The 23,438-nt window shown below is 68.5% G+C and carries 14 protein-coding genes; 9 read left to right on the top strand and 5 right to left on the bottom strand.

Going from position 1 to position 23,438, the window contains the following annotated elements; translation table 11 throughout:
* Positions 1-7 precede the first annotated feature (7 nt).
* The 3 genes from AC3B6C_RS08930 to AC3B6C_RS08920 all read left to right on the top strand — a co-directional run bounded on the left by AC3B6C_RS08930 (position 8) and on the right by AC3B6C_RS08920 (position 3,341).
* On the top strand, positions 8-2,014 hold the full coding sequence (locus AC3B6C_RS08930; RefSeq protein ID WP_488375732.1) for a galactan 5-O-arabinofuranosyltransferase: 2,007 nt from the start codon (positions 8-10) through the stop codon (positions 2,012-2,014).
* Positions 2,015-2,019: 5 nt separating this feature from the next.
* The gene (locus AC3B6C_RS08925) at positions 2,020-2,811 is read left to right on the top strand and encodes an MBL fold metallo-hydrolase (protein ID WP_488375731.1); all 792 of its coding nucleotides are present in this window, start codon (positions 2,020-2,022) and stop codon (positions 2,809-2,811) included.
* A gap of 74 nt (positions 2,812-2,885) precedes the next feature.
* Positions 2,886-3,341, top strand: a complete 456-nt coding sequence (locus AC3B6C_RS08920) for a TIGR03618 family F420-dependent PPOX class oxidoreductase (RefSeq protein WP_044507507.1) — start codon at positions 2,886-2,888, stop codon at positions 3,339-3,341.
* A 43-nt stretch (positions 3,342-3,384) separates the two neighbouring features.
* Here AC3B6C_RS08920 and AC3B6C_RS08915 read toward each other — a convergent pair whose 3' ends face one another.
* Positions 3,385-4,065, bottom strand: a complete 681-nt coding sequence (locus tag AC3B6C_RS08915; protein ID WP_488375730.1) for a nitroreductase — start codon at positions 4,063-4,065, stop codon at positions 3,385-3,387.
* Positions 4,066-4,360: 295 nt separating this feature from the next.
* Between AC3B6C_RS08915 and AC3B6C_RS08910 the strand changes: the two genes are divergently transcribed.
* Entirely contained in the window at positions 4,361-6,943 is a 2,583-nt protein-coding gene (locus tag AC3B6C_RS08910) for an alpha/beta fold hydrolase (RefSeq protein WP_488375729.1), read from the top strand.
* 30 nt (positions 6,944-6,973) lie between these two features.
* Here AC3B6C_RS08910 and AC3B6C_RS08905 read toward each other — a convergent pair whose 3' ends face one another.
* From AC3B6C_RS08905 to aroQ, 3 genes are all read right to left on the bottom strand, one after another.
* Entirely contained in the window at positions 6,974-7,291 is a 318-nt protein-coding gene (locus AC3B6C_RS08905; protein WP_488375728.1) for an ArsR/SmtB family transcription factor, read from the bottom strand.
* The gene (locus AC3B6C_RS08900) at positions 7,284-7,766 is read right to left on the bottom strand and encodes an SRPBCC domain-containing protein (protein ID WP_014924986.1); all 483 of its coding nucleotides are present in this window, start codon (positions 7,764-7,766) and stop codon (positions 7,284-7,286) included. Before AC3B6C_RS08900 ends, AC3B6C_RS08905 begins: the two co-directional genes overlap by 8 nt.
* A gap of 343 nt (positions 7,767-8,109) precedes the next feature.
* Positions 8,110-8,568: a type II 3-dehydroquinate dehydratase gene (gene aroQ / locus AC3B6C_RS08895; protein WP_010843189.1), complete on the bottom strand. Its 459-nt coding sequence runs from the start codon at positions 8,566-8,568 to the stop codon at positions 8,110-8,112.
* 122 nt (positions 8,569-8,690) lie between these two features.
* Between aroQ and AC3B6C_RS08890 the strand changes: the two genes are divergently transcribed.
* The gene (locus AC3B6C_RS08890) at positions 8,691-12,119 is read left to right on the top strand and encodes an arabinosyltransferase domain-containing protein (RefSeq protein WP_488375727.1); all 3,429 of its coding nucleotides are present in this window, start codon (positions 8,691-8,693) and stop codon (positions 12,117-12,119) included.
* A 63-nt stretch (positions 12,120-12,182) separates the two neighbouring features.
* On the opposite strand, the gene AC3B6C_RS08885 is transcribed toward AC3B6C_RS08890, so the two are convergent.
* The gene (locus AC3B6C_RS08885; RefSeq protein WP_488375726.1) at positions 12,183-13,838 is read right to left on the bottom strand and encodes an HNH endonuclease signature motif containing protein; all 1,656 of its coding nucleotides are present in this window, start codon (positions 13,836-13,838) and stop codon (positions 12,183-12,185) included.
* A gap of 606 nt (positions 13,839-14,444) precedes the next feature.
* Here AC3B6C_RS08885 and AC3B6C_RS08880 point away from each other — a divergent pair.
* The 4 genes from AC3B6C_RS08880 to AC3B6C_RS08865 all read left to right on the top strand — a co-directional run bounded on the left by AC3B6C_RS08880 (position 14,445) and on the right by AC3B6C_RS08865 (position 23,358).
* On the top strand, positions 14,445-17,810 hold the full coding sequence (locus AC3B6C_RS08880) for an arabinosyltransferase domain-containing protein (RefSeq protein ID WP_488375725.1): 3,366 nt from the start codon (positions 14,445-14,447) through the stop codon (positions 17,808-17,810).
* Positions 17,803-21,120 (top strand): arabinosyltransferase domain-containing protein, encoded by a 3,318-nt coding sequence (locus AC3B6C_RS08875; RefSeq protein WP_488375724.1) that lies wholly within the window; start codon positions 17,803-17,805, stop codon positions 21,118-21,120. The genes AC3B6C_RS08880 and AC3B6C_RS08875 overlap by 8 nt, the downstream gene beginning before the upstream one ends.
* Before the next feature lie 164 nt (positions 21,121-21,284).
* A complete protein-coding gene (locus AC3B6C_RS08870; RefSeq protein ID WP_010844834.1) occupies positions 21,285-21,824 on the top strand; it encodes a Dps family protein in 540 nt (179 codons plus the stop codon).
* A 325-nt stretch (positions 21,825-22,149) separates the two neighbouring features.
* Positions 22,150-23,358 carry a DICT sensory domain-containing protein gene (locus AC3B6C_RS08865; RefSeq protein ID WP_014924981.1) on the top strand — a complete coding sequence of 403 codons (1,209 nt, stop codon included), beginning with the start codon at positions 22,150-22,152 and terminating at the stop codon, positions 23,356-23,358.
* The last annotated feature ends 80 nt before the right edge of the window (positions 23,359-23,438 follow it).

The raw sequence follows: 23,438 nt of genomic DNA, 5'->3' as shown, positions 1-23,438 counted from the left end.
TCGACCGATGACGCATCCCGCCACCACCGATCGCACCGACGCCACAGCAACAACCGACGACGACAACCAGAGCCGGCCCGGGACGACCGCCGACTACGGGCGGGCAGCACTGTCCCTGGTGATCGCCGTGGTGGTCGGCGGCGCGGTGTCGATGGCGGGGCTGACGGCCATCGGAACCGTCGAGTGGCCGGCGTTCAACTCGTCGAACGTCACCCGGTCGCTGACGACGGCCGGACAGGTGCTGGCCATCGCCATCCTGGTCGTGGCCGCGCTCCTCTACCGGTACGGCAAGGGGCGCCTGCTGGTGCCGGTGCTGTCCGCGGCCGCGATGTCGGGGTTCGTCACCGTGACCATCGGGATGCCGCTGGGCGCAACACGTCTCTACCTCTTCGGGTTGTCGGTCGATCAGGAGTTCCGCACCGAGTACCTGACGCGGATGACGTCGAGCCCCCACCTGGCGGACATGACCTATACCGAGCTGCCGCCGTATTACCCGGCCGGTTGGTTCTGGTGGGGTGGACGCTTCGCCAACCTGCTCGGTCAGCCCGGTTGGGAGGCCTACAAGACGTGGGCGATCGTGTCGATGGCGGTCGCGGCGGCCGTCGGCGTCATCCTGTTCATCCGGATGTTCGGCGCCGATCGCGGTGTCGCCCTTGGACTCGCGGTCACGACCGTCACACTGCTGTACGCCTCGCCGGAGCCCTACGCGGCGATCCTGGTGCTGATCGGCGTGCCGATGCTGATCACACTGACCTACGCCCTGCGCGGACGAACCCGAGCCGCCGACGGTCCGGTGGGCCCGCTCTTCGGCACGACGAGTTGGCCTGCGGTGGCGGCGTCCGGGGTGTTCCTGGGGATCTCGGCCGCGACCTACACCCTCTACACCGGACTGTTCGCTCTGACCGCCGTCCTCCTGGCCGGCTACTTCGCCGTGCAGGGGTGGCTGGGCGCGTCGAACAAGGCCACGTCGTCGGCAGCCATCCGGAGCCGACGGCGTGGTGTCGTGGTCGCGGTGACCGGGCGCCTCGTCGCCGTCGCGGTCATCTCCGGCCTTATCGCCCTGCTGGTCTGGGCGCCCTACCTGTGGGCACGCCTGACCAACACCCCGGCCAGCGGTGGGACCGCTGAACACTATCTGCCCGAACGCGGTTCGGTGTTGCCGCTGCCGATGTTCGGCCTGAACCTCGTCGGCGCCATCACGATGATCGGTCTCCTGTGGATCCTGCTGCGCTTCCGCACCCGCACCGTCGCCCTGGCGATGGGCGTCACCGTGCTGACGGTCTACGTGTTCTGCCTGCTGTCGATGCTGATGACCGCGTTGGGAACCACCCTGCTCTCGTTCCGTCTCGAACCCATCCTGGTGGCCACGTTGAGCGCGGCCGGCGTCTTCGGCGTCGTCGATCTCGCGCACTGGGCGGTGCGCCGATTCGGCGACGTTCGCGTGGTCGTGGGTGCGCTCGCCGTCCTCTCGGCCATCGCGATGGCACAGAGCATCCCGGGCCATCTGGCCACCGAGATCACCACCGCCTACACCGACACCGACGGGTACGGCGAACGCGCGGATGCTCGCCCGGCGGGAGCCGAATCGTATTTCGCGGAGCTGGACAAGCTGATCGGTGAGCAGACCGGCAGGCCGCGCACCGACAACGTGGTGCTCACCGCCGACTTCGGCTTCTTGTCGATCTACCCCTACTGGGGTTTCCAGGGACTCACCTCGCACTACGCGAACCCACTGGCCGAATTCGACAAGCGCGCAACCGCCATCGCGCAGTGGGCGGAGAGCGAGAACGCCGACCAGCTCGTCGATGCTCTCGACCGCTCGCCGTGGACCCCGCCGAATGTCTTTCTGTTCCGGTACAGCGCAGACGGTTACACGCTCCGCCTCGCCGAGGACGTCTATCCCAACGACCCGAACGTGAAGCGCTACACGGTCACCTTCGATCCGGCGGTCTTCGACGACCCGCGCTTCGAGGTCACCGAGCGCGGCCCGTTCGTCCTCGTCGTCCGGAAGTGACCGCGATGCGACCACCGTTCCGCACCTCGCGTCCGATGACGATCACCCAGGTCGACGGCGACTCGTCGACAACGCATTTCGTCTCCACCGATGTCGTGAACTGGATCCTCCTGGAAGAGGACGGCGAACTGACGCTCATCGACGGTGGCTACCCGGGCCAGGCCGGTCAGGTCGTCGAATCGATCGAACGGATCGGCCGCAAGCCCGAGGATGTGCGCGGTGCGTTGCTCACCCACGCCCACGTCGACCACCTCGGTGGCCTCGTGAAGCTGCAAGCGCGGTATGGGTTCGACGTCTACATGGACCCCGTCGAGGTGGATCACGCCCTGCGCCATCACCTCCAGCAGGCCAATGCACTCGATCTCGCCCCGCAGGTCGCGAATCCGCGACTGTGGGCGTGGCTGGCCAAGACCACACCGCTCGGCGTTCTCAGTCGTGCGGGCCTCGCGCAGGCGTCGGGGTTCCCCGTCGGCGGCGCCACCGATGAGCGGCGACCGCTCGATCTCCCGGGTGCGCCGGTCCCCGTCGCGAGTCCCGGTCACACCGACGGACACAGCGCCTACCTCGTCGCCGACGGCCGTGCCCTGGTGTCCGGTGACGCGCTGGTGAGCGGGCACGAGATCTCGCCGATCACCGGTCCGCAGTGCATCCCGTCGCTCTTCCAGCACGACGAACCGACCGCGCGACGCAGCGTCGAGCGATTCACCGAGCTCGACGCCGACATCCTGCTCCCGGGCCACGGCCCGATCCATCGCGGCGGAGTCGCCGCGGCCGCGCGTGAGGCACTGTCGCGCTGATTCCGGCAGCGCCGATATGAGCCGTCGCGGAGCTCGGGGGTATGAACTTCCGCGCGCACGGCGTTGCGATGCGCATGAACTCTCCCCGAGATGACCTCGACCCCGATCTCCTGCGCATCGTCGCCGACCACCAGGAGTCCATCCTCATCACGCTCCGGCGCGACGGCCGACCGCAGTCATCCAACGTCATTCATCTGTGGGAACCGGAGACGGCATCGGCCTTGATCTCGGTCACCGCGCCCCGGGCCAAATCGCGCAACGTCGAACGCGATCCCCGGGTCAGCCTCCACGTCCTCGGCGACGGATTCTTCTCGGCATACGCCGTGGCCGAGGGGACGGGCACGCTGAGCCCGGTCGCGGCGGCACCGGACGATCCGACCGTCGACCTCCTGGTCGACTGGTACCGGGCGTTTCGGAATGAGGACCACCCGGACTGGGACGACTATCGGGCCGCGATGGTGCGCGAACAGAGGCGGCTCCTGCGAGTGCGGGTCGAGCGGGTCTACGGAATGACCCGGTTGCCGCGCTGAGTACTGCGGCCGGCCGACGGGCCGACTCGAGGGACCGGAAAGGTCAGTGCCCGAACCCCACGAAGGTGGCGGCCTCCTCGACCGACTTCCGCTCGGAGATCACCGAGTTCGCCGGGAAGGTGTCATCCGGCCAGCCCAGCGCGATGCTCTTCATGATCACCTGATCGTCCGGGATCCCGGCATGTTCCCGGACCACCGGCGACTGCATGATGCCCTGACTGTTGATCACCGCGCCCAGACCGCGGGACCAGGCGGCGTTGACCAGGGCGGTCGAGACCGCACCGCAGTCGAACGGCGTGTCGTCGCTGCCGTCCAGGATGCGGTCGTAGGTCACGATCACGCAGACCGGGGCATCGAACTGACGGAATCCCCGCAGCACCCAGTCCTGCCGCATCTCCGTGTCCTCGCGGGCGATGCCCATCGCGCCGAACAGCTGCTTGGCAACCTGGACCTGGCGGTCACGATGTGTCCCCGTGAACTTCTCCGCGCCGGTCCGGAACTCTCGTGAGTGAGGCACGCCGGCGAGATTACGTTCGGTGTTTCCCGCACGGATGCGATCCAGGGGTTCCCCGGTGATCACGTGGAAGTTCCAGGGCTGCGTGTTCATCGACGACGGTGCCCGCATCGCGAGCGTGAGGATCTCCTCGATCAGCTCTCGGGGGACGGGATCGGGCGTGAATCCGCGGATGCTGCGACGCCCCATAACTACTTCGTCATACTGCATCGTCGATCTCTCCTTGCGCGCATCCGACAACCCGATCGCCGTCGTACGGGTCCGTCCTGCAGACCCTCCGGCGATCAGTGAACACGTTACATCCGAGCTTTCCGGTCACCTGCGACCGCGCTCGGGCGGCTCCGAGCGCGCACCGCAGCGTCGCGAAGGGTAGCTTTACCTGGCAAGCTGACGGGGCCGGAGGAGGGGCCGAGTCCCGCGCGGCGTGGCACCGTTGCCCGGGCTCGAGTTCCCGTGGCCCGTCCATGACCGTCGACGTCTCCCGCCTCCGCGGAAGTTTGAGGACATGAACAGCCAAGACGCTCTCGCAGCCCGTGAGACCCCCACCGATGGAGCGGGTGTGTCCGACCTTCCCGGTGTCGACGCAGCGCAGACCGCCGCAGCACGCTGGCGAGCCGTCGCCGCGGTGCGGGGCGACGCGATCGCCATTCAGACCCCGGAGAGGTCCATCACCTTCGCGGACGCGGCGACCCGCGTCGACGAACTCGCCCGCCGGATCGTGGCCACCACCGATCCCGACCGACCCGTCGCGGTGGAGATCGAATCCGACATCGAGTCGGTCCTCGCGATGCTCGCCGTCCTGTCGTCGGGGCGCCCCCTCGTGCTGCTCGACCCGTTCCTGCCGGCGGACCGGCTCGACGTCGTGCTGGAACGTTCCGGGGCGCAGCTCCTGAACGCCGCCGATGCCGGCGACCCTGGTCCGCAGGACGCCGTCGTTGCACCCCGCCCGGACGATCCGGCGGTCCTGTTGTTCACCTCAGGATCGACCGGCACCCCCAAAGGGGTTGTGCTCTCCCAGAAGATGCCGGTCAACCATGCCCGCGACGGTCGTCGCTTCCTCGGCATGCGACCCGAGGACCGTGCTGTCGTCCTGCTGCCCCTGAGTTTCGGCGGCGGCCTGGATGCGCTCGCGATGAGCCTGCTCAACGGTTCGACGATGCTGCTCTGGGATGTTCGCCGCCGTACCACGACCGGCCTGCGGGACTGGCTAGTCGCAGAGCAGGCGACCACCGCGCACTGCACCCCGTCGTTGCTGCGATCGTGGCTGGGCGAGTTGTCGGCCGCCGACGCCGTCGACTCCCTGCGTCTGCTGTCCACGTGTGGCGAGCCGGCCCACCGTGCCGATGTACAGCAGGCCCGCGACACGATCCTCGCGACCGGGGTGTTCTGTTGCTGGGCAGGCGCATCCGAGGTCGGCAACTTGGCCTTCAACCTGTTCCCGCCCACCCGTGAGGTCGAGCCGGGAGCCATCCCGGTGGGTGTTCCGGCCTCGGACAAGCACATCCGCATCGTCGACGCGGACGGCAATGACCTGCCCGTCGGCACCACCGGTGAGGTCATCGTCGAGTCCGCCCACATCTCGTCCGGCTACCACCGGAATCCCAAGATGACGGCAGCGCGTTTCAGCGGGCTTCCCGACGGCCGAACACGCTACCGCACCGGGGATCTGGGACGACTCGACGAGTCCGGTGAGCTCGCGCTCCTCGGGCGCAGTGACGACGCGATCAAGATCCGCGGCTACCTCGTCGAACCGCTCGAGGTCGAAGCCGCACTCCGCGCCCTGGCGTGGACCACCGACGCGGTCGTCACCGCCAACCGGGACGAGGCGCGACTCACCGCCCACGTCGCGGTGGACCCGGAAAAATGGTCACCGTCGCCGGCCGAGATCCGGCAGGAACTCGGGAAGACGTTGACCCCGTGGATGATCCCACGTGACATCGTCGTCCTCACCGAACTCCCGCGCAACGAACGCGGCAAGGTGGATCGGGCGGCACTGCCACCTCCGCCCGCCCGTCCCGACCACGAACCGCCCCGCGGAATGACCGAGATGGCGCTACACCGCTTCTGGTGTCAGATCCTCGGTCTCGAATCCATCGGCCGCAACGAGGATTTCGTCGAACTCGGGGGTGACTCGCTGGCCGCGGCGAAGATGCTGGCCGAGGTCCAGCATCACCTCCAGCTGGACGTGAACACCGCGATGCTCGCCGAGGCGCCGACGATCGCTCAGTTCGCCCAGCGCATCGAGTCCGCCGCGAGAGAACGGTCGGCGAACGCGTCGGGTGCCACCCTCATCCCGTTGCGCAAGGGCACCGGCCGACCGATCTTCCTGGTTGCCGGAGCCGGCAGCCTCGCGACGAGCCTCACCCCTGTCGTCCGCGCGCTGCAGACCGACCGGCCGGTCTACGCCATCCAGTCACGTGGCGTCGAAAAGCGTGGCCGCGCCGACCATTCCGTTCGGGCCGCGGCACGCCGGGCGATCGCCGACATCCGATCGGTACAACCGCACGGGCCGTACCAGGTCGGCGGTTACTCGCTGGGCGGTTTCGTCGCGATGGAGGTCGCGGCACGGTTGACCGACGCGGGCGAGAGATGCGATCCCGTCGTCGTCCTGGACTCGCTGTTCGACCCGGCACTGGCCCGCCGGGTCCGTGGCGAGAAGGTCGGAATCCTCGATCGCCTGCGTGCCCGGCGTGGTGACACCCAGGACACAGCTCTGCCCGACCGCACCGGGGACGATCCCGCTCCCGCGAGAGAACCACTCCCCCAGCGGGTGGTGAAGGAGGTCGTCCTGGCGGTCCTGGTCCGCACCGCGGGGATGGTGCAGCTTCCGACGCCCGTGCAATGGGTCGTGTTCTTCCGGTTGGGCACCCGGATGATCCGCCGCTACCGGCCCCGGGATTACGACGGCCCCGTCGGCGTGATCCGCGCCCGCACCAATCCCGACGACCCGGACCTGTGGCAGCGGATGTCGTCGGGGGAGGTGACCTTCCACGACGTCACGGGCGACCACATCTCGATGATCCGCGCGCCGCACGCCGCCGATACCGCGCGGGCGATCGACGACGTGCTCAACTCCTCCGCTCCCTGAGGTGCGCTCCGCACACGTCACGCCACTGACTCAATCCTGTTCGGCGCGGAGTTTGATGTCGGCGAGTCGGCGATCCCAGCCACGGCCGATCGTGTCGAGCCGATGCGCCACCCGGGACAGCTGCGCCCCCACGGTCTCGTAGCGGATCTCGCGGCCGACGCGTGACGACGTCACCAGCCCCGCCTCGGTGAGGACGCGAAGGTGTTTCGCGATCGCCTGCCTGCTGATCGGCAGCTCGGCCGCGAGACGAGAGGCGGACGCGGGTTCCGAACCCAGCCTGGTGAGGATCTGCCAGCGGCTCTCGTCCGAGAGCGCGGCGAAGACCTCCACCGGGACGACGTCAGGCATGCACGCCGCCGAGATGCGTTCGGGCCAGCTCGAGTTCGATGGTCCAACCCTCGTTGTTGCCGTCGAATCGAGCGCGTCGCTCGGCATCGGTTCCCGGCAGCGACGCGAATCCGGACTCCACGACCTTGAGGAGAACACCGGAATCCGATGGCGTGATCCAGAACTCGACGAGCGTCGAATCCGATTGCGGATCACCGGCATCGGCCAGCCAGCGGAATGCCGCGTACCGCGGCTCGTCGAGTTCGACGGTGCGGAACGTGAAGGCGCCGTGGACCGGGTCGTGGATGGTCGACAGGTCGCCGTCGCGTTCGATCCGGTGATCGGTGATCGCCTTGTCGTTGATGAACCACCCTGGTTCGCTGACCAGAGACCAGACCCGCTCGGCGGGTGCGTCGATCGCGATCTCGCGCTCGATTCGGTCGAATTCGCCTGCCGCCGAACCGGTCACGTCGTGTGTATCCGTGTTCTCACTCATCAGTGCTCCCTCGATGCGGATTTGTTTAGTGCAACCCTATGGTTGCACTAAAGCCGTCACGGCGCAATGGTTCGGAGCTGACATGGCGCCACACCCACCACAGATGGACACATCCACCCGTCATCCGGGTGAGGGCCTGTCCATCGATGGTGGGCGTGTGACGCGTGACCCGTAACGGCCGGCCCCCGCTAGCCCGCGATCAATTCGCGCACAGTCGACGGAAAACAACGCACAGTCGACGAAGAACGACGCCCGGTCAACGAGAAACGGCGCACAGTCGACGAGAAACGGCGCACGGTCGATGGAAAGAGGCGCCCAGTCGACGGGGCGCCGGGGTCAGTGGTCAGTCCACGAGCTCGGCAAGCCGGCGAATCGCGAACTCGTAGCCGCGGATGCCGTAACCGACGATCACCCCGGCCGCGATCGGCGACACATAGGAGTGATGCCGGAACGCTTCACGTCGGTGCACATTGCTGATGTGCACCTCCAGCACGGGGACATCGGGAATGACGAGTGCGTCGGCGAGCGCCACCGAGGTGTGTGTCCACCCGCCGGGGTTGATGACGATGCCGCTGATCTTGCCGACCGATTCGTGGATCCAGTCGAGCATCTGGCCCTCGTGGTTGGTCTGCGCGGCGCGCACCCCGAAGCCGAGCTCGGCGGCGGTGCGCTCGGCCAGATCGACCACGTCGGCGAGGGTGTCCGAGCCGTAGACGGCGGGCTCCCGGGTGCCGAGGGTGTTCAGATTGGGACCGTTGAGCAGCAGGATCGGCAAACGGTCTGGCTTCTCGGCGTCGGACATGGCGTTCACCTTACTGGCCCTGACCTGCCGGTCGGCGCCCCCCGGCGAGCCGATGGAGACGCGGTCGCGCCCGCACCGCCACCGGCCGGGGCGAGACGACCCAAGGTCTACCATCTCTCTTTGTGCCAGCGCAGACCGTTCGACGAGCGAGGATCGTCGCCATCGTCACCGGACTGCTCGGGTTCTTGCTCGCGCTCGCGACACCGCTCATGCCGGTGTCGCAGCGAACGGCCGAGATCGACTGGCCCCAGAACGGGCAGATCGGTTCGGTCGCCGCCCCACTGATCGGCTACACGCCCGTCGACCTCGACGTGTCGATCCCCTGCAGCGCGGTCGACGACCTGCCGCCCGGCGGCTCGGTGCTGCTCTCCACCACGCCCAAGCAGGCACCCAAGTCCGGTGAGCGCGGCCTGTTCATCCGCAAGACCGGCGCCCCTGACGCTCCCGCGGACCGGCAGGGCGTCGAGGTGGTGGTCCGCAACGTCTCGCTGGTGTCGGCGACGCTGCAGGACATGCGCGAGCAGGGTTGCCGCGAGATCGTCGTGCACGCGGACTCCGATGCGGTCACCGCCGAATTCGTCGGCATGACCAGCGGCACCCAGAACGAGGACGGCGAGGACGAACCGCTCGCGGGCACGACGGAGGACAAAGAAGCCTTCAAGTACTGGCCCGACCAGCGCCCCCAGGTGACCGGCCTCTTCACCGACCTGTCCGGACCCGCCGCCGACATCGCGGGGCTCGACGCCCACGTCACGATCGACTCTCGCTACAACACCGCTCCGACCATCTCGAAGTGGCTGGTCGTCATCGTCGGAGTGGCCTCGACGCTGCTCTCGCTTGCGGCACTGGCAGCGCTCGACTCCACCGACGGCCGCCGCCATCGCAGGATCTTCCCGGCCCGGTGGTGGCGGCTGAACGCGCGCGACTACGTGGTCATCGGCGCGCTGATCGTGTGGCACATGATCGGGCCCAACACCTCCGACGACGGCTACCTACTGACCATGTCGAGGGTGGCGCAGGACAGCGACTACACCGCCAACTACTTCCGGTGGTACGGCGCGCCCGAGGCACCCTTCGGCTGGTACTACCAGGTCTTCGGTCTGCTCAGCCACGTCTCGGTCGCCAGTCCGTGGATGCGGCTGCCTGCGCTCCTGTGCGGAATCCTGGTGTGGCTCATCGTCAGTCACGAAGTGCTTCCACGCCTCGGCCGCGCTGCGCTGACCCGGCCGATGGTCGCCTGGACGGCGGCCTTCGCCTTCCTCGCGTGCTGGTTCCCCTTCAACAACGGACTTCGTCCCGAACCGATCATCTGCCTCGGCGCGCTGCTGACCTGGTGCTCGGTCGAACGTGCCATCGCCACCGGTCGCATGCTGCCGGCCGCCGTCGCCTGTCTCATCGGCGCGTTCAGCCTCGCCGCCGGGCCGACCGGCCTGCTCGCCGTGGCCGCGCTGATCGCCGGCGCCCGCCCGATGATCATGGCGCTGATCAAGCGCGCCCGCGTCGTCGCCGAGCTGTCGTCCGCCGAGTCGATCTCCGCCGCATCGCCATCCGAGGAGCCGGCCGCCGGCGCCCGCGACGGCCGGCGCTCGCTCCGCTGGTCGTTCGTCGCGCTGATCGCGCCGATCCTGGCCGCCGGCACCTTCGTCGTCTTCGTCGTGTTCTCCAACCTGACCCTGCGGTCGTTCGCCGAGGCGTCGAGCATGAAGTCGGCGCTGGGGCCGTCGATGAGCTGGTACAACGAGATCGGCCGCTACTCGGCGCTGTTCGCCTTCTCCGCCGACGGTTCGATCGCGAGGCGTTTCGCGGTGCTGGCGATGATCCTGGGCCTGGTCGTCTCGGCCGCGGTGCTGATCCGCAAGAACCGTATTCCCGGCACCGCCATCGGCCCGACGCGCCGCATCGTCGCGATCACGTTCGCGTCGCTGGTCTTCCTCATGTTCACGCCCACCAAGTGGACCCATCATTTCGGTGTCTTCGCCGGTATCGCCGCCGCACTCGCCGCGATCGCGGCGATCGCCGCCAGTCAGCAGTCGATGCACTCGCGACGCAACCGCACCCTGTTCTGCGCACTCGTCCTCTTCATCGGCGGACTCGCGTTCACCGCCCCGAACTCCTATTACTACTACTCGGCATGGGGCATGCCGTGGGGCGTCGAACAGGTCACGATCGGCGGCGTCATGCTCGGCAGCGTGCTGCTCTACGCCGCGCTCGCGCTGCTGCTCGTCGCCCTGTGGTTCCACTTCCGTGAGCCGTTCACCGGGACCGATCCACACGTCGAGGAGTCCACTGCCGACGACACCTCGCACCAGCGCTGGTACCGGCGGCTGGGTGCCTCGATGGCGGCCGCTCCGCTGGCCTACCTCGCGTTGGCGGTCGTCGTCTTCCAGATCGTCACCGCGATCTTCGCCGGCATCCACCAGAGCTCGTCGTACTCTGTGCCCCGCTCCAACTTCGCCGCGGTCGCGGGCAACCCCTGCGGCATGGCCGACAAGGTCTGGGTGGAATCCGATCCCAACCGCGACATGCTGCGCCCGGTCGATCCCACCCTGCCGAATCCGCTCGGCGGACCGCCACCGGCACCCGGCACCTCACCGACCACGTCGGGGTTCTTCCCCAACGGCGTGCCGACGGCGCTGGAGTCGACGGCCAGCGAGGGTTCGCTCGGCGTGCTGTCTGGAGACGTCTGGCAGTCCCCCGACATCGTCAACTCCAATCCCGGCGGCACCGGCGGCGGCGAGATCGCCGAACCCGGGATCAACGGCAGCACCGCGGCGCTCCCCTTCTTCCTCGACCCGGCCGAGACCCCGGTCATGGGTAGCTACTCCAAACTCGACCAGGTCCCGGCCCGCCTCACCTCCGGCTGGTACGCACTGCCGCCGGACTGGCGGGACCGCCCGCTGCTCACGATGTCCGTGGCAGGCGAGTACGACAACCCGAACGTGATGCTCGAGTACACCGCCGAGCCCATCGGCCCCGACACCCGCGACGCCGACCTCGAGGCCGCCGGCGACACCGAGCTCATCGATCCCGGCCCGCGCCCGTCGTGGCGCAACCTCCGGTACAACACCGACGAGCTCCCGTCGGACACCACCGCGGTGCGGATCGTCGCGACCGACGACAACCTCGCCGAAGACCGATTCATCGTGCTGACCCCGCCGCGGATCCCGCAGATGGACACCCTCCAGGACGTCGTCGGCGACACCGACCCGGTCCACATCGACTGGACGTCGGGTCTGGCGTTCCCGTGCCAGCGTCCGTTCACCCACGACGTCGGGGTCGCGGAGATCCCGAAGTGGCGCATCAAGCCCGGATCCGACCTGGCAGCCGCGGTGTCCGCGTGGCAGAACAGCTTCGGCGGCGGCCCGCTCGGCTGGATCGAGGTCTCGCAGCAGGCGACGGCGCTGCCCACCTATCTGATGGCCGACATCGGACGGGACTGGGGCGCCCTCGAACGCTACGAGCCCTACGGCGACGTCGACACGCTCGCCGAGATCGAGACGGGAACGGCCACCCGCAGCGGGCTGTGGAGTCCCGCGCCGCTTCGGCACTGACGATTCGGCGGCGCCGACGACCGGTCGCCGTGGTGGTGGTCGGCCAGGCGAGCTGCTCTCCAGTCACCAGTGGTCGGCGAGTATGCGTGTGAGGGCTGCTTCGACCGGGGTCAGGGGTTGGGTGGTGAGGTGCTCCGGCGGTGCCGGTGGGTGGACGAGTTGTCGGTAGGCGAGTTCGAGGCGTCGGCCGCGGTCGCCGTGGCCGATGGCGTCGGGGCGCGACTGGTCTGGGCGCGCCTGTTCGCCGGGCCGGGGTGGTGGTCCGTGGATCTCGTCGCGCACGGTGTTCAGATGTTCTGCGAATCGCCGGGGTATGTCGGGCCGGCGGTTGAGGCGACCGGGGTTGGGTGGTGCGCCGGGTTCGGCGTTCAATCGCCAGACGCAGCGGCCTTCGTCGGGTCCGGACCGTGCGATCCGGGTGGTGTACTGGCCGGGCTGGTCACCGACCATGCGGTTGTGCCGTGGGCATGCGGGTGCGAGGTCGTCGATGTCGGTGAGACCGCCCTTGGCCCAGTCCTTGTGGGCGTGATGGAGTTCGACCTGGGTGGCGGGTTGATCGCACCCAGGTGCCGAGCACACCTCACCATCGGGGCGGGCGAAGGAGACGAGACGTTGTTCGCGGGTGGCCAGACGCTTGCCCCTACCGAAGTACAGCGGCACAGTGGTGGAGTTCTTGAAGATCGCCAACCACGGTTGAACGTCGGCGGCCATGGCGATGAGGTCGGGGATGGGCAGCAGGGTGCCGGTGGCGGTGGTGGCGAGTCCGGCTTCACGGACGAGGTCGCCGAGGTCGGCTTTGATGATCAGTCGCACGGGTAGTCCGCGGTGAGATCTCCCGAGCAGTCCGTCCTCGAGGACAGCCTTCAGTAGCGCGTTGAGCGCGTCGTGGTTGATCTGGGCCGGCGTGCGGTCGTCCCGGTCGGCTGCAGCGGCCAGTTGTTCGGGGTCGGCATCTTCGACCGAACCGGTCGGCGAATCTGGATCACCTGGGTTATTCATGCCGGGCTTGGCCCAGACGGCCAAGAGCATGGTGACGCGGGCGGCAAGTTCGGGGGTGAGGGTGCCGGTGAGTTTGGCGGTGCCGTCGGCGCGTTGGCGGTTGACCCACAGGTTGCGGCGTCGTTTGCGTTCGGTGTCGTCGGCCAGGGTGCCGTCGGGGTCGAGGTGGGCGAGGAGCCGTGCGCCGAGTTGGGTGATGTCGGCGGGGGTGTGGGCTTCGGCGATCTCGGCCATCTGTCGTTCGGCAGCGACTTTCACATCGTGGTCGGTGCCATGTGGGATCTGGTCGAGGACGTCGATGACGGCTCGGACGTGGGCGGTGCCGACCCGGCCGTCGGCCAACGCCTCGGCGAGGGTGGGGTGTTCGGGTGGCAGTGCTTCGCCGGTGTGGGTGAGGTGGGTGGCGGTCGCCTCACGCTGGTTGTTGCGGCGCATCGGGTCCGACACCCTCAGTCGGTGGGTGATGAACGCGGTGATGGAGCGGTATCCGGTGCGATGGGGTAGGTCGCGGTCGGCGATGGTGACCATCTGCCGGTCACCGGCGTAGGTGAGGCGGGCGATCGCTTTCTCGGTGTCGGCGGCGACGTCGACGAGTTCGGTATCCGAACACGCGCTCAGGTCGACGGTCTGTAGTTCACCGATCAGCCGGTGCAGTTCGGCGAGGAGTTCGGGCGCCCGCGACGTGGGCAGCGAACCGTCGATGTGCGTGGTGTCGGCCATGACGGTCACCCCCGAGAACCGTAGCTGCGAATGTACGTTCGACTGTACACGAAAGACGGGCAGTCGGCAGCTCGAAATATGCTGTCCAACAACTCTTTTCCTCCCTAGAGCGACCACTCTCGATTGTCGGTGGTTGCTGGTACCCTCCGCCTGCGGCCAAGAATCTGAGCGGTCCTGCGGTGCGGGACCCTTCGTGGCTCGTCGCTATCGCTCCTCGCACCTCACGGAGCAGGAGCACCGCCTGCGTTCCTCAGCCCAGGGAGCAGAGGGCCACCGCCCGCGCTCCTCAGCCCAGGGAGCAGAGGGCCACCGCCTGCGCTCCTCACCTCAAGGACCAGAGGGCCACCGCCCGCGCTCCTCAGCCCAGGGAGCAGAGGGCCACCGCCTGCGCTCCTCACCTCAAGGACCAGAGGGCCACCGCCCGCGCTCCTCAGCCCAGGGAGCAGAGGGCCACCGCCTGCGCTCCTCACCTCAAGGAGCAGAGGGGGCCACCGCCTGCGCTCCTCAGCTCAGGGAGCAGTGGTGCCGACGGTCACGCACCTTGTCGAGCAGGGCTGCGGGGTGGGCCCTAGGTGGCCCGGGGCACGTCGCTTACGATGAGGCACCGTGCCTGTGACAGCCCCGACCTCGCCAGAGGATCCCGCAGAAACGTCGTCGTCGGGGCCATCGACCAGGATCTCCGCGGGCACCGCCCGGTGGATCGCGACAGTGGCCGGGATCGCGGGCATCGTGTTGTGCGCCCTCACCCCACTACTGCCGGTCAAGGCCGTCGACGCCGGTTTCGCGTGGCCGGCCGGACAGGAGCTGGGTGCGGAGAGTTCGTCGGTGATGGCGCCACTCATCGCGCAGACCCCGCAGACCCTCGAGGCCCGCATCCCGTGCGCGACGCTGGCGTCCGCGGACGACGGCGTGGTCCTCGCGACGATGCCGACCAACGCGCCGAAGTCGAAGTCGTCGTCGTTGTGGGTCACCGCCACCGACGCCGCGATCACCGTGACCTTCCGGAACAGCCTCGCCGCCACCGCCGCACGCGCCGACCTGGACCGATGCCGGGAATTGCGCATCTTCTCCGCACCCACCGGTCCGGGCGCCCAGTTCGTCGGGCTCGGCGAGTCGACGACACTGCCGCCCGACCGCCGTCCGCAGGTCGACGGCATATTCAGCAACCTGAGCCCCGAGCAGGCACGCGCCGCCGCTGCCGACGGCCTGCGCGTGCAGGTGGACATCGACAACCGATACGAGTCGTCCCCGTCGATCCTCAAGATCGTCGTGACGGTGCTCGCCGTGCTGTCGGTTCTCGTCGCCGTCGTCGCACTCGGACTGCTCGACCGCATCGGCGGGTACCACCGGCGGATCGGCGCACGGACCCGGTCCTGGTGGCATTCGCTGAATCCCCGGGCCACCGACCTGATCGTCACCGCGATCCTGCTGGTCTGGAGCGTCCTCGGGGCCGGCTCGCCCGACGACGGTTACATCCTCAACATGGGCCGGACCGCCGACGGCTTCGGCTACCTCGCCAACTACTACCGCTTCTACGGCATCCCCGAGGCGCCCTTCGACTGGTACTACAGCTTCCTCGCGGTGTGGTCGTCGGTCTCGCCGTCGGTGCTGTGGATGCACATCCCGCAACTCGTCGCCGGGCTCGTGTCGTGGTTCGTCCTCAGCCGGGTGCTCCTGCCGCGCCTCGGTCCGGCGGTACGGCGGAGTTCATGGGCGATCTGGGCGGCCGCCATGACGTTCACCGCATTCTGGTTGCCGTTCTGCAGCGGGTTGCGCAGTGAGGGGATCATCGTCCTGGGTTCGCTGCTCACCTGGTGGGCCGCCGAACACGCCATCGCGACCCGACGACTCCTTCCGGCAGCACTCGCCGCGCTCGTCGCGGGTTTCACCCTCGCTCTGGCCCCGCACGGCGTCGTCGGCGTGGCCATCCTGCTGGTGGCGGCCCGCTCGCTGCTGCACATCCTCATCGATCGGCGAAAGCGACTCGACGGCTCGGTCTGGACGACGACGCTGACCCTCGTCGCGCCGATCGCGGCGGCCGGGATGCTCGTCCTGATCGTGGTGTTCCGGGATCAGACCCTGGCGACCGTCCTCGAGGCGATCAAGTTGCGCTACTCGGTCGGGCCGGTCATCTCCTGGCACCAGGAGTTCCTGAGGTACTACTTCATCTCCGTCGTGACCGACGACGGCGCGCTCACCCGTCGGGTGCCGCTGCTGCTCCTGCTCGCCGGCCTGTTCGTGACGGTCGCGGTCATGCTGCGCCGCACGAGAATTCGCGGAGTCGATCCGGGACCGGCATGGCGCCTCATCGGTGCCGTCGGCGTCACCCTGCTGCTGTTCGCGTTCACGCCCACCAAATGGACCATCCAGTTCGGCGTGCTCGCCGGGCTGGCGTCGGCGGTCGCGGCGGTGGCCACCGTGGCCGTGGCCCAGTCGGCAGCCCGGTCCGCACGGAACCTGACGGTGTTCGTCTCCGGGTTGCTGTTTGCGATGGCGGCGGCGATGGCGGGTTACAACTCGTGGCCGTTCCTCTACGAATACGGCATCTCCTGGTTCGACCGGGCGCCGGTCATCGCCGGTTTCCAGGCGTCGACCCTGTTCCTGATCCTCGCCGTGATCGCGGCCGGGGTCGCGGTGTGGCAGCACCTGCGGTTGGACTACGTCACCAATCGCGGTCTCGCCCACGCCGACACCGGCCCCGGCGAGACCCGGGCGGATCGTCGGCGACTCTTCCTCGCCTCCTCACCACTGGCGGTGATCGCCGGCCTGCTCGTGATCGTCGAGTTGCTGCTGTTCGCCAAGGCCGCGGTGACCCGGTATCCGGCGTCGACCGCCCTGGCCGAGAACCTGAACACCCTGCGCGGCAACAGCTGTGGGCTCGCCGACGACGTCCTCGTCGAACTCGATCCCAACGCCGGCATGCTGACCCCGGCGGCGGGCGCGACCGCGACGCAGGCACTTCGCGGCGAGAACCCGGCGGGCTTCTCGCCCAACGGGATCCCCGACGACCTCCAGCCCGAGCCGGGGAGCCAGCGCCCCGGGCAGATGAACGTGTCGGCGAGCATGGCCCGCCCGTTCGCGATCACCGGCGGCCTGGGCGCCGGGACGACCGGCGGACGCGGACCGGAAACCGTGAACGGTTCCACCGCCAAACTGCCCTACGGGCTCGACCCCGCCACCACACCGGTCCTGGGCAGCTACGGATATCCGGGCGAAGCCCGCCTCACGACCGGGTGGTACGACCTGCCCGCCGATCGCGCGGCGTCGCCGCTGCTGGTGTTCAGCACCGCGGGCGCCGTCTCGACCGTCGACACCTTCGGCGTCCGGAACTTCGGGCAGAAGATGGTGGTGCAGTTCGGCCGCCCGGGCGCGGACGGGACCTTCGAACAGGTCGGCCCCGACATCCTGCCCATCGATCCCGGACCCGTGATCCTCAACATGCCCTGGCGCAACATGCGCGTGCCGATGTCGGCGGCCCCACCGCGAGCCAACGTGATGCGATTGTCCCTGCAGGACAACAACCTCGGCGAGAAGCAGTTCATCGGGATCACCCCGCCGCGCGCACCACGGTTGCAGACGCTGCAGGAGGTCGTCGGATCGACGGCACCCACGCTCATCGACTTCGGGGTGGCCTCGCACTTCCCGTGCCAGCGGCCGATGGGCGTCTCCCACGGCGTCGCCCAGGTGCCGCAGTGGCGCATCCTGGGCGACTATCCGCTGACCAACTCCCAGTCCAAGACCTGGCAGGCCGGCGTCGACGGCGGGCTGCTGGGCATCTCCGAGGCCACCACCTCCGCGGCAGCGGTCTCGACGTACCTGCAGGACGACTGGGTGCGCGACTGGGGCGCACTGGAGAAGCTGACACCGCTCGTGTCCGACGCATCCGACGCGCGGATCGACACGGCACAGACGACGCAATGGGGCTGGTCGCGCACCGGCTCGATCAGGGTGGAGCCCCAATCCGATGAGTGAGTCCCGTTTCTCCCGTCTGGCGACGGTCAACCCGAAGATCACGGCCAACCCGAAGATCGTCGCGACCGTCACCGGTCTGCTCGGCTTCCTCCTCGCGGTGCTCACTCCCCTGTTGCCGGTCAATCAGTCGACCGCGGAACTGAAGTGGCCGCAGGGCGGCGAGGTCTCGAACGTCGCGGCGCCGCTGGTGTCCTTCGTGCCGATCGACATGGACATGTCGGTGCCGTGCTCACTTGCCACCCGGCTGCCCGAGCAGGGCGGAGTTCTGCTGTCGACGATCCCCGAGGGCGGCCAGGACGCCGGCGCCCGCGGATTGTTCGTCCGCGCGAGCGCCGATGCGCTGACGCTCACCGATCGCAACGTCGCGCTGCTGAACACCGATCGCGCCGCCGCACAGTCGAATCCGAACTGCCGCATCGTCATGCGCGCCGACGGCGAAGGCGTGAGCGGGCGATTCGAGGGACTGCCGGAACCGGCCGCAGACTCGGGCGCCTCACATGGCTTCACACTGGCCGACCACGAGATGCGTCCCCAGATCGTCGGCATCTACAGCGATCTGCCCGCCGACGCACCGCGCGACGGGTTGTCGCTGCGCGCCACCATCGACACGCGCTACGTCAGCACCCCCACCCCGCTGAAGCTCACCGCGATCGTGCTCGGCATCCTCATGACGATCGTCTCGCTGATCGCCCTCGGGGTTCTGGATCGGCGGGATGGCCGCAGCCACAAGCGTTTCCTGCCGTCGGGGTGGTTCACCATCCGGCCACCCGATGTCGCGGTGTTCGCGATTCTCGCCTTCTGGTGGTTCGCGGGCGCCAACACCTCCGACGACGGTTACAACTTCATCGTCGGCCGGATCGCCGGAGACGCCGGCTACGCCGACAACTACTTCCGCTACTTCGGTGTGCCGCAGGATCCGTTCGGCTGGCATTTCCAGGTGATCTCGGCCATGACGGATGTGAGTGTCGCGGCACCGTTCATGCGCCTCCCCGCGTTCCTTCTCGGTCTGCTCGGCTGGTGGTTGATCAGCCGAGAGGTGATCCCTCGTCTGGGCCGCGCGGTCCGGCACAGCACCCCCGCCGTCTGGTCGGCGGCGTTCGTCTTCCTCGCGATCTGGTTGCCGTTCAACAACGGCTTGCGGCCCGAGCCGGCCGAGGCCGTCGGCGCACTGCTCACCTGGTGCTGTGTGGAGCGCGCGATCGCGACCCGCCGACTGCTCCCCTACGCCGTGGCGGTGGTCACCGCCGCCTTCACGCTCGCCCTCGCCCCCGGCGGGCTCATGGCGGTCGCCGCGCTGCTCGCCGGAATCCGACCGATCGTCAAGACACTGGTGTCACGTCGCTCCCGCGACGGGCTGCTGCCGATGCTCGCGCCCATCCTGGCGGCCGGCACGGCCGTGCTGTTCCAGATCTTCGCCGATCAGCCGCTCGCACCGCTGATCGCGGGCAACAAGGTCGCCTCCGACGTGGGTCCGACGCTGGAGTGGTGGCAGGAACCGATCCGCTACTACTACCTGATCCTGCCGACCGCCGACGGCACGCTCGCACGACGTTTCGGCGTGCTCGCGATGATCCTGTGCCTCTTCGTCGTACTGCTCCGCCTCCTGCGGCGTGAGCATCCGAACGGTGTCGCGCGCGCGCCGATCTGGCGTCTGGTCGCGGTGACCCTCGGCACGATGTTCTTCATCGCCTTCACGCCGACCAAGTGGACCCACCACTTCGGTGTGTACGCGGGCATCGCCGCGGGTCTCGCCGCCGCAGCGGGCGCGATGATGGCGCCGGCGGTGCTGCGGTCACGACGCAATCGCAGCTTCTTCGCGGCCGCGGTGCTCGCGATCACGGGCATCTCCTTCGCCGGCACCAACGGCTGGTGGTTCGTCGGCAGTTACGGGGTCCCGTGGTGGGATCGCCCACCGACGGTGGGCGGCCTCAACATCGCCTGGTTCATCCTTCTCGCCGCGGTCGCCACCGCACTGGCGGGCCTGTGGTTCCACTTCCGCGACGACTTCGTCGACGAGACGACCCGTACGCGGGGCAGCGACAAGTGGTATTCGAAACTCAAGTTCTCACCGCTACCGGTCATCGCCGGGCTGATGGTGCTGTTCATGGTCGCCTCCTTCGCGAAAGGCGCCTACGAGCAACGTGATTCGTGGTCGTGGATGAAGTCCAACGCTCGTGCGCTCACCGGCGACCCGTGCGGCCTGGCGAACGACGTCCTCGTGGAGGCCGACCCCACCGCCGGGCTCCTGCGGCCCGCGGCCGTGGACGGCCGTCCGGCCCCTGACATCGCTGCCGCACTGGCAGGTCCGGACGCCTCCGGCTTCACCCCCAACGGCGTACCCGACCGGTTGTCGGTCGATGCGACCGAGAGCACCGAGTCGTCGAGTACCTCCGGTTCGCAGAACAGCGCCCAAACCGGTGCGGGCTCGGACGAATCCGGCGACAGCTCGTCCGCACAGGGCGGTACCGAAGGCGGCCAGGGCGTCCGGGGCGTCAACGGGTCGACCGTGCGTCTGCCGTTCGGACTGAACCCTGCCGAGACGCCGGTACTCGGCAGCTACGGCTCGCCGTCGGGCACCGGATCGTTGACCTCGGACTGGTACCAGTTGCCCGAACGCTCCGACGACGCCCCGCTGCTGACGATGGCGGTCGCCGGCTCGGTCGAAGCGGTCGACGGGATCGGGGTGATCCACGCCGGGCAGAAGGTCACGATGCAGTTCGGCCGCGTGGAGGCCGACGGCCGGGTGAGCACCCTGGGCCGGATGTTCCCGATCGACATCGGCGAGACCCCGACGTGGCGCAACCTGCGGTTCCCGCTCGCCGACTCGCCACCCCGGGCGACCGTCGTCCGGGTCGAGGTCGCCGACACCGCGGCCGCACCGTCGGAATGGGTGGCGGTGACACCGCCGCGGGTCAGCACGCTGGCGACGCTCAACGACGTCGTGGGTCAGACCGACCCGGTCTTCATCGACTGGCTGCCCGGCATGGTCTTCCCATGTCAGCAGCCGATGAAGGTGCGCAACGGCGTCCTCGAGGTACCTCAGTGGCGGATCATGCCCGACGCCGAGGCCACCCGGAAGAACAGCCAGACCTGGATGTCGGGAACCGCGGGCGGCCCGCTCGGGATCACCGAGGCGATGCTGCGACCGACCCTGCTACCGACGTACCTGCGCAACAACTGGGGTCGCGACTGGGGCGGTCTGCAGAAGTTCGCCGAGATCATCCCGGCGCCGGCCGCGGAACTCGACCTCGGCACCGCTCGGCGCTCCGGGCTGTACGACCCCGCGCCGATGCGCTCCAGCGGCTACTGACCATTCGTCGAGCACCGCGTCGACCTGGGGTTTCTGCTTCCCCCGGGTCGACGCGGCAAACACGTGGACACGCTTCGTTATCTCACTGTGATGTGCCGTCTCGGTTCCGTCACTCATGGCCGTGAGCCCTCGTCACACGTCCGATCCCGGCCTAATTTCGAGTCATGCCTTCATTCACCGCACCTGGACTCAGCAACGAAGCCGCCAACGAGGTCGTGGGCATCCTGCAGGAGCGCCTCAGCGCGTTGAACGACCTGCACCTCACCCTCAAGCACATCCACTGGAACGTGGTCGGCGCGAACTTCATCGGCGTGCACGAGATGATCGACCCGCAGGTCGAACTCGTCCGCGGATACGCCGACACCATCGCCGAGCGGATCGCGACCCTCGGCGCGTCGCCCAAGGGCACCGCCAAGGCCATCGAAGCCGACCGGTCATGGAGCGACTACTCCATCGGCCGCGACACCGCGCAGGCCCACCTCGGCGCCCTCGACCTCGTCTATGACGGGTTCATCACCTCGCATCGCGACGGCATCGCCAAGATCGGCGACATCGACCCGATCACCGAGGACATCCTCATCGGACAGACGGCCGAACTCGAGAAGTTCCAGTGGTTCGTCCGCGCACACCTGGAGAGCTACACCGGCGAGCTCACTCACGCCGGCGCCAGCGGCGAGAAGGAAGCGGCCGACGCCGCCCGCTGACCTCGCCCACAAGACCGAGTAGCGGGTCACCACACCCCCGGACCCGCCCCCGGAGCCGCGGTCGCGACCTCCCGCCCCGTTGGTCGCGACCGCGGTAACACCCTTTTCTGTACCGACAAGCACGAACAGGCACTGACACAGCACGAGGACTCACAGCCGAATACGTTGCGCCGCTTGGAACCACGGGTACCAAGGGCCGCTTCATCATGTTCGTGGACCGACGGTTTGTTACGCTGGCCACAGGCTTTTGCCGCGAACAGGATGTGAAGCAATCCGCGTCCACCAGATCGATCGGGGCGCTTCTCGCTCTGACGGGGAGGCACGTGTGTCCGAAACGCGATCATTCACCCTGTTCGATGATCTGGAGCTCCACATGCAGTTCGCGCCGGTCTGCCGGCTGTCCGACGGCGCCCTCGCCGCCGTCGAACTGCAGCTCCGGGGTCCGGCCGGGACCCGCCTCGCCACCGCCGCCGCCCTCAAACGCGCCGCCCGTCTGGTCGAAGAACATCCCGTCCTCGACGAGCGCAAGCGCAAGATGGCCGCCTCCCAGCGCGCGCAGTCGCTGGCCAAGATCCTGCCGCTGCTGGTGTCCCTCGATCTCGACCTCATCGACAATCTCGACGACGACACCGCGCGCAGCCTCGAACGCCACGTCATGGTCATCCTGCCCGACGCCGTCGAGCGCAGTCCGCAACGCACACTCGCCCGCGTCGCCCGCGCCCGGGCGGCCGGCAAGATCATCTGCGTCGACGGCCTCGTCCGCAGCGAGCACGCGGCCACGCTGCTCTCCCTCGTCGAACCCGACATCATCGTCACCGGCGCCGAGTTGCTCACGTCGCGGACCAGCTCCGACGCCGCCCACCTCGCGCACGCGCTCGCCGCGCACACCGAACGCAGCCATGCCGTCGTCATCGCCGAGGGCGTCGACGACGAGGCCAGCCGGATCACGGCGCAGACCATGGGCGCCGTTTTCGGAATCGGCGACCTCTATCCGGCCGTGACCGATCCTGCCGTGCTCGCCAGCCGTACCGTCGTGCCGCTGCCCGAGATGCCGGTCTGGACCACGCCCGGCCCGGAGAAGTCGACTCCGTATCGCATCGCATCGACCTCCATCTCGCCGCGCATGGGCAACAAGCGCCTGCTCATCGAGATGAGCAAGGCGCTGGAGGAACAGGCGGCCATCGGCGGTGCCGCGATCGTCCTCGGCACGTTCCAGTTCGCCGAGCACTTCACCTCGCGGACCGCGAAGCGGTGGCGGGAGATGTCGGAGAAGACCGGCCTGGCCGGGGTCTACGGTGTCGGACTTCCCGACATCCGGGACGGGAACGTGCACCGCGCGCCCCTCGACGCCGACGACGACCTCATCAACGAGTGGAACGTCGCCGTCCTCGGACCGCACTTCGCCGCCCTGCTGTCGGCGCGCGACCAGCACGACGCCGGTCCCGATCTCGAGCGCACCTTCGAATTCGTGCAGACCTACGACCGCATGACCGTCACCCAGGCAGTGCACTCGATCCTCATGCGGTTCTCCTGATCCGGATCGCGCGCAGCGACTCGTAGCGTCAATGCGCACATAGCGCGCATTGACGCTACGAGATCCGGTCAGGGGATTTG

It is taken from the genome of Gordonia sp. 11cp (assembly GCF_057767225.1).
The sequence above is the reverse complement of the archived record's forward strand: the minus strand, read 5'-3'. Positions and strand labels throughout refer to the sequence as shown.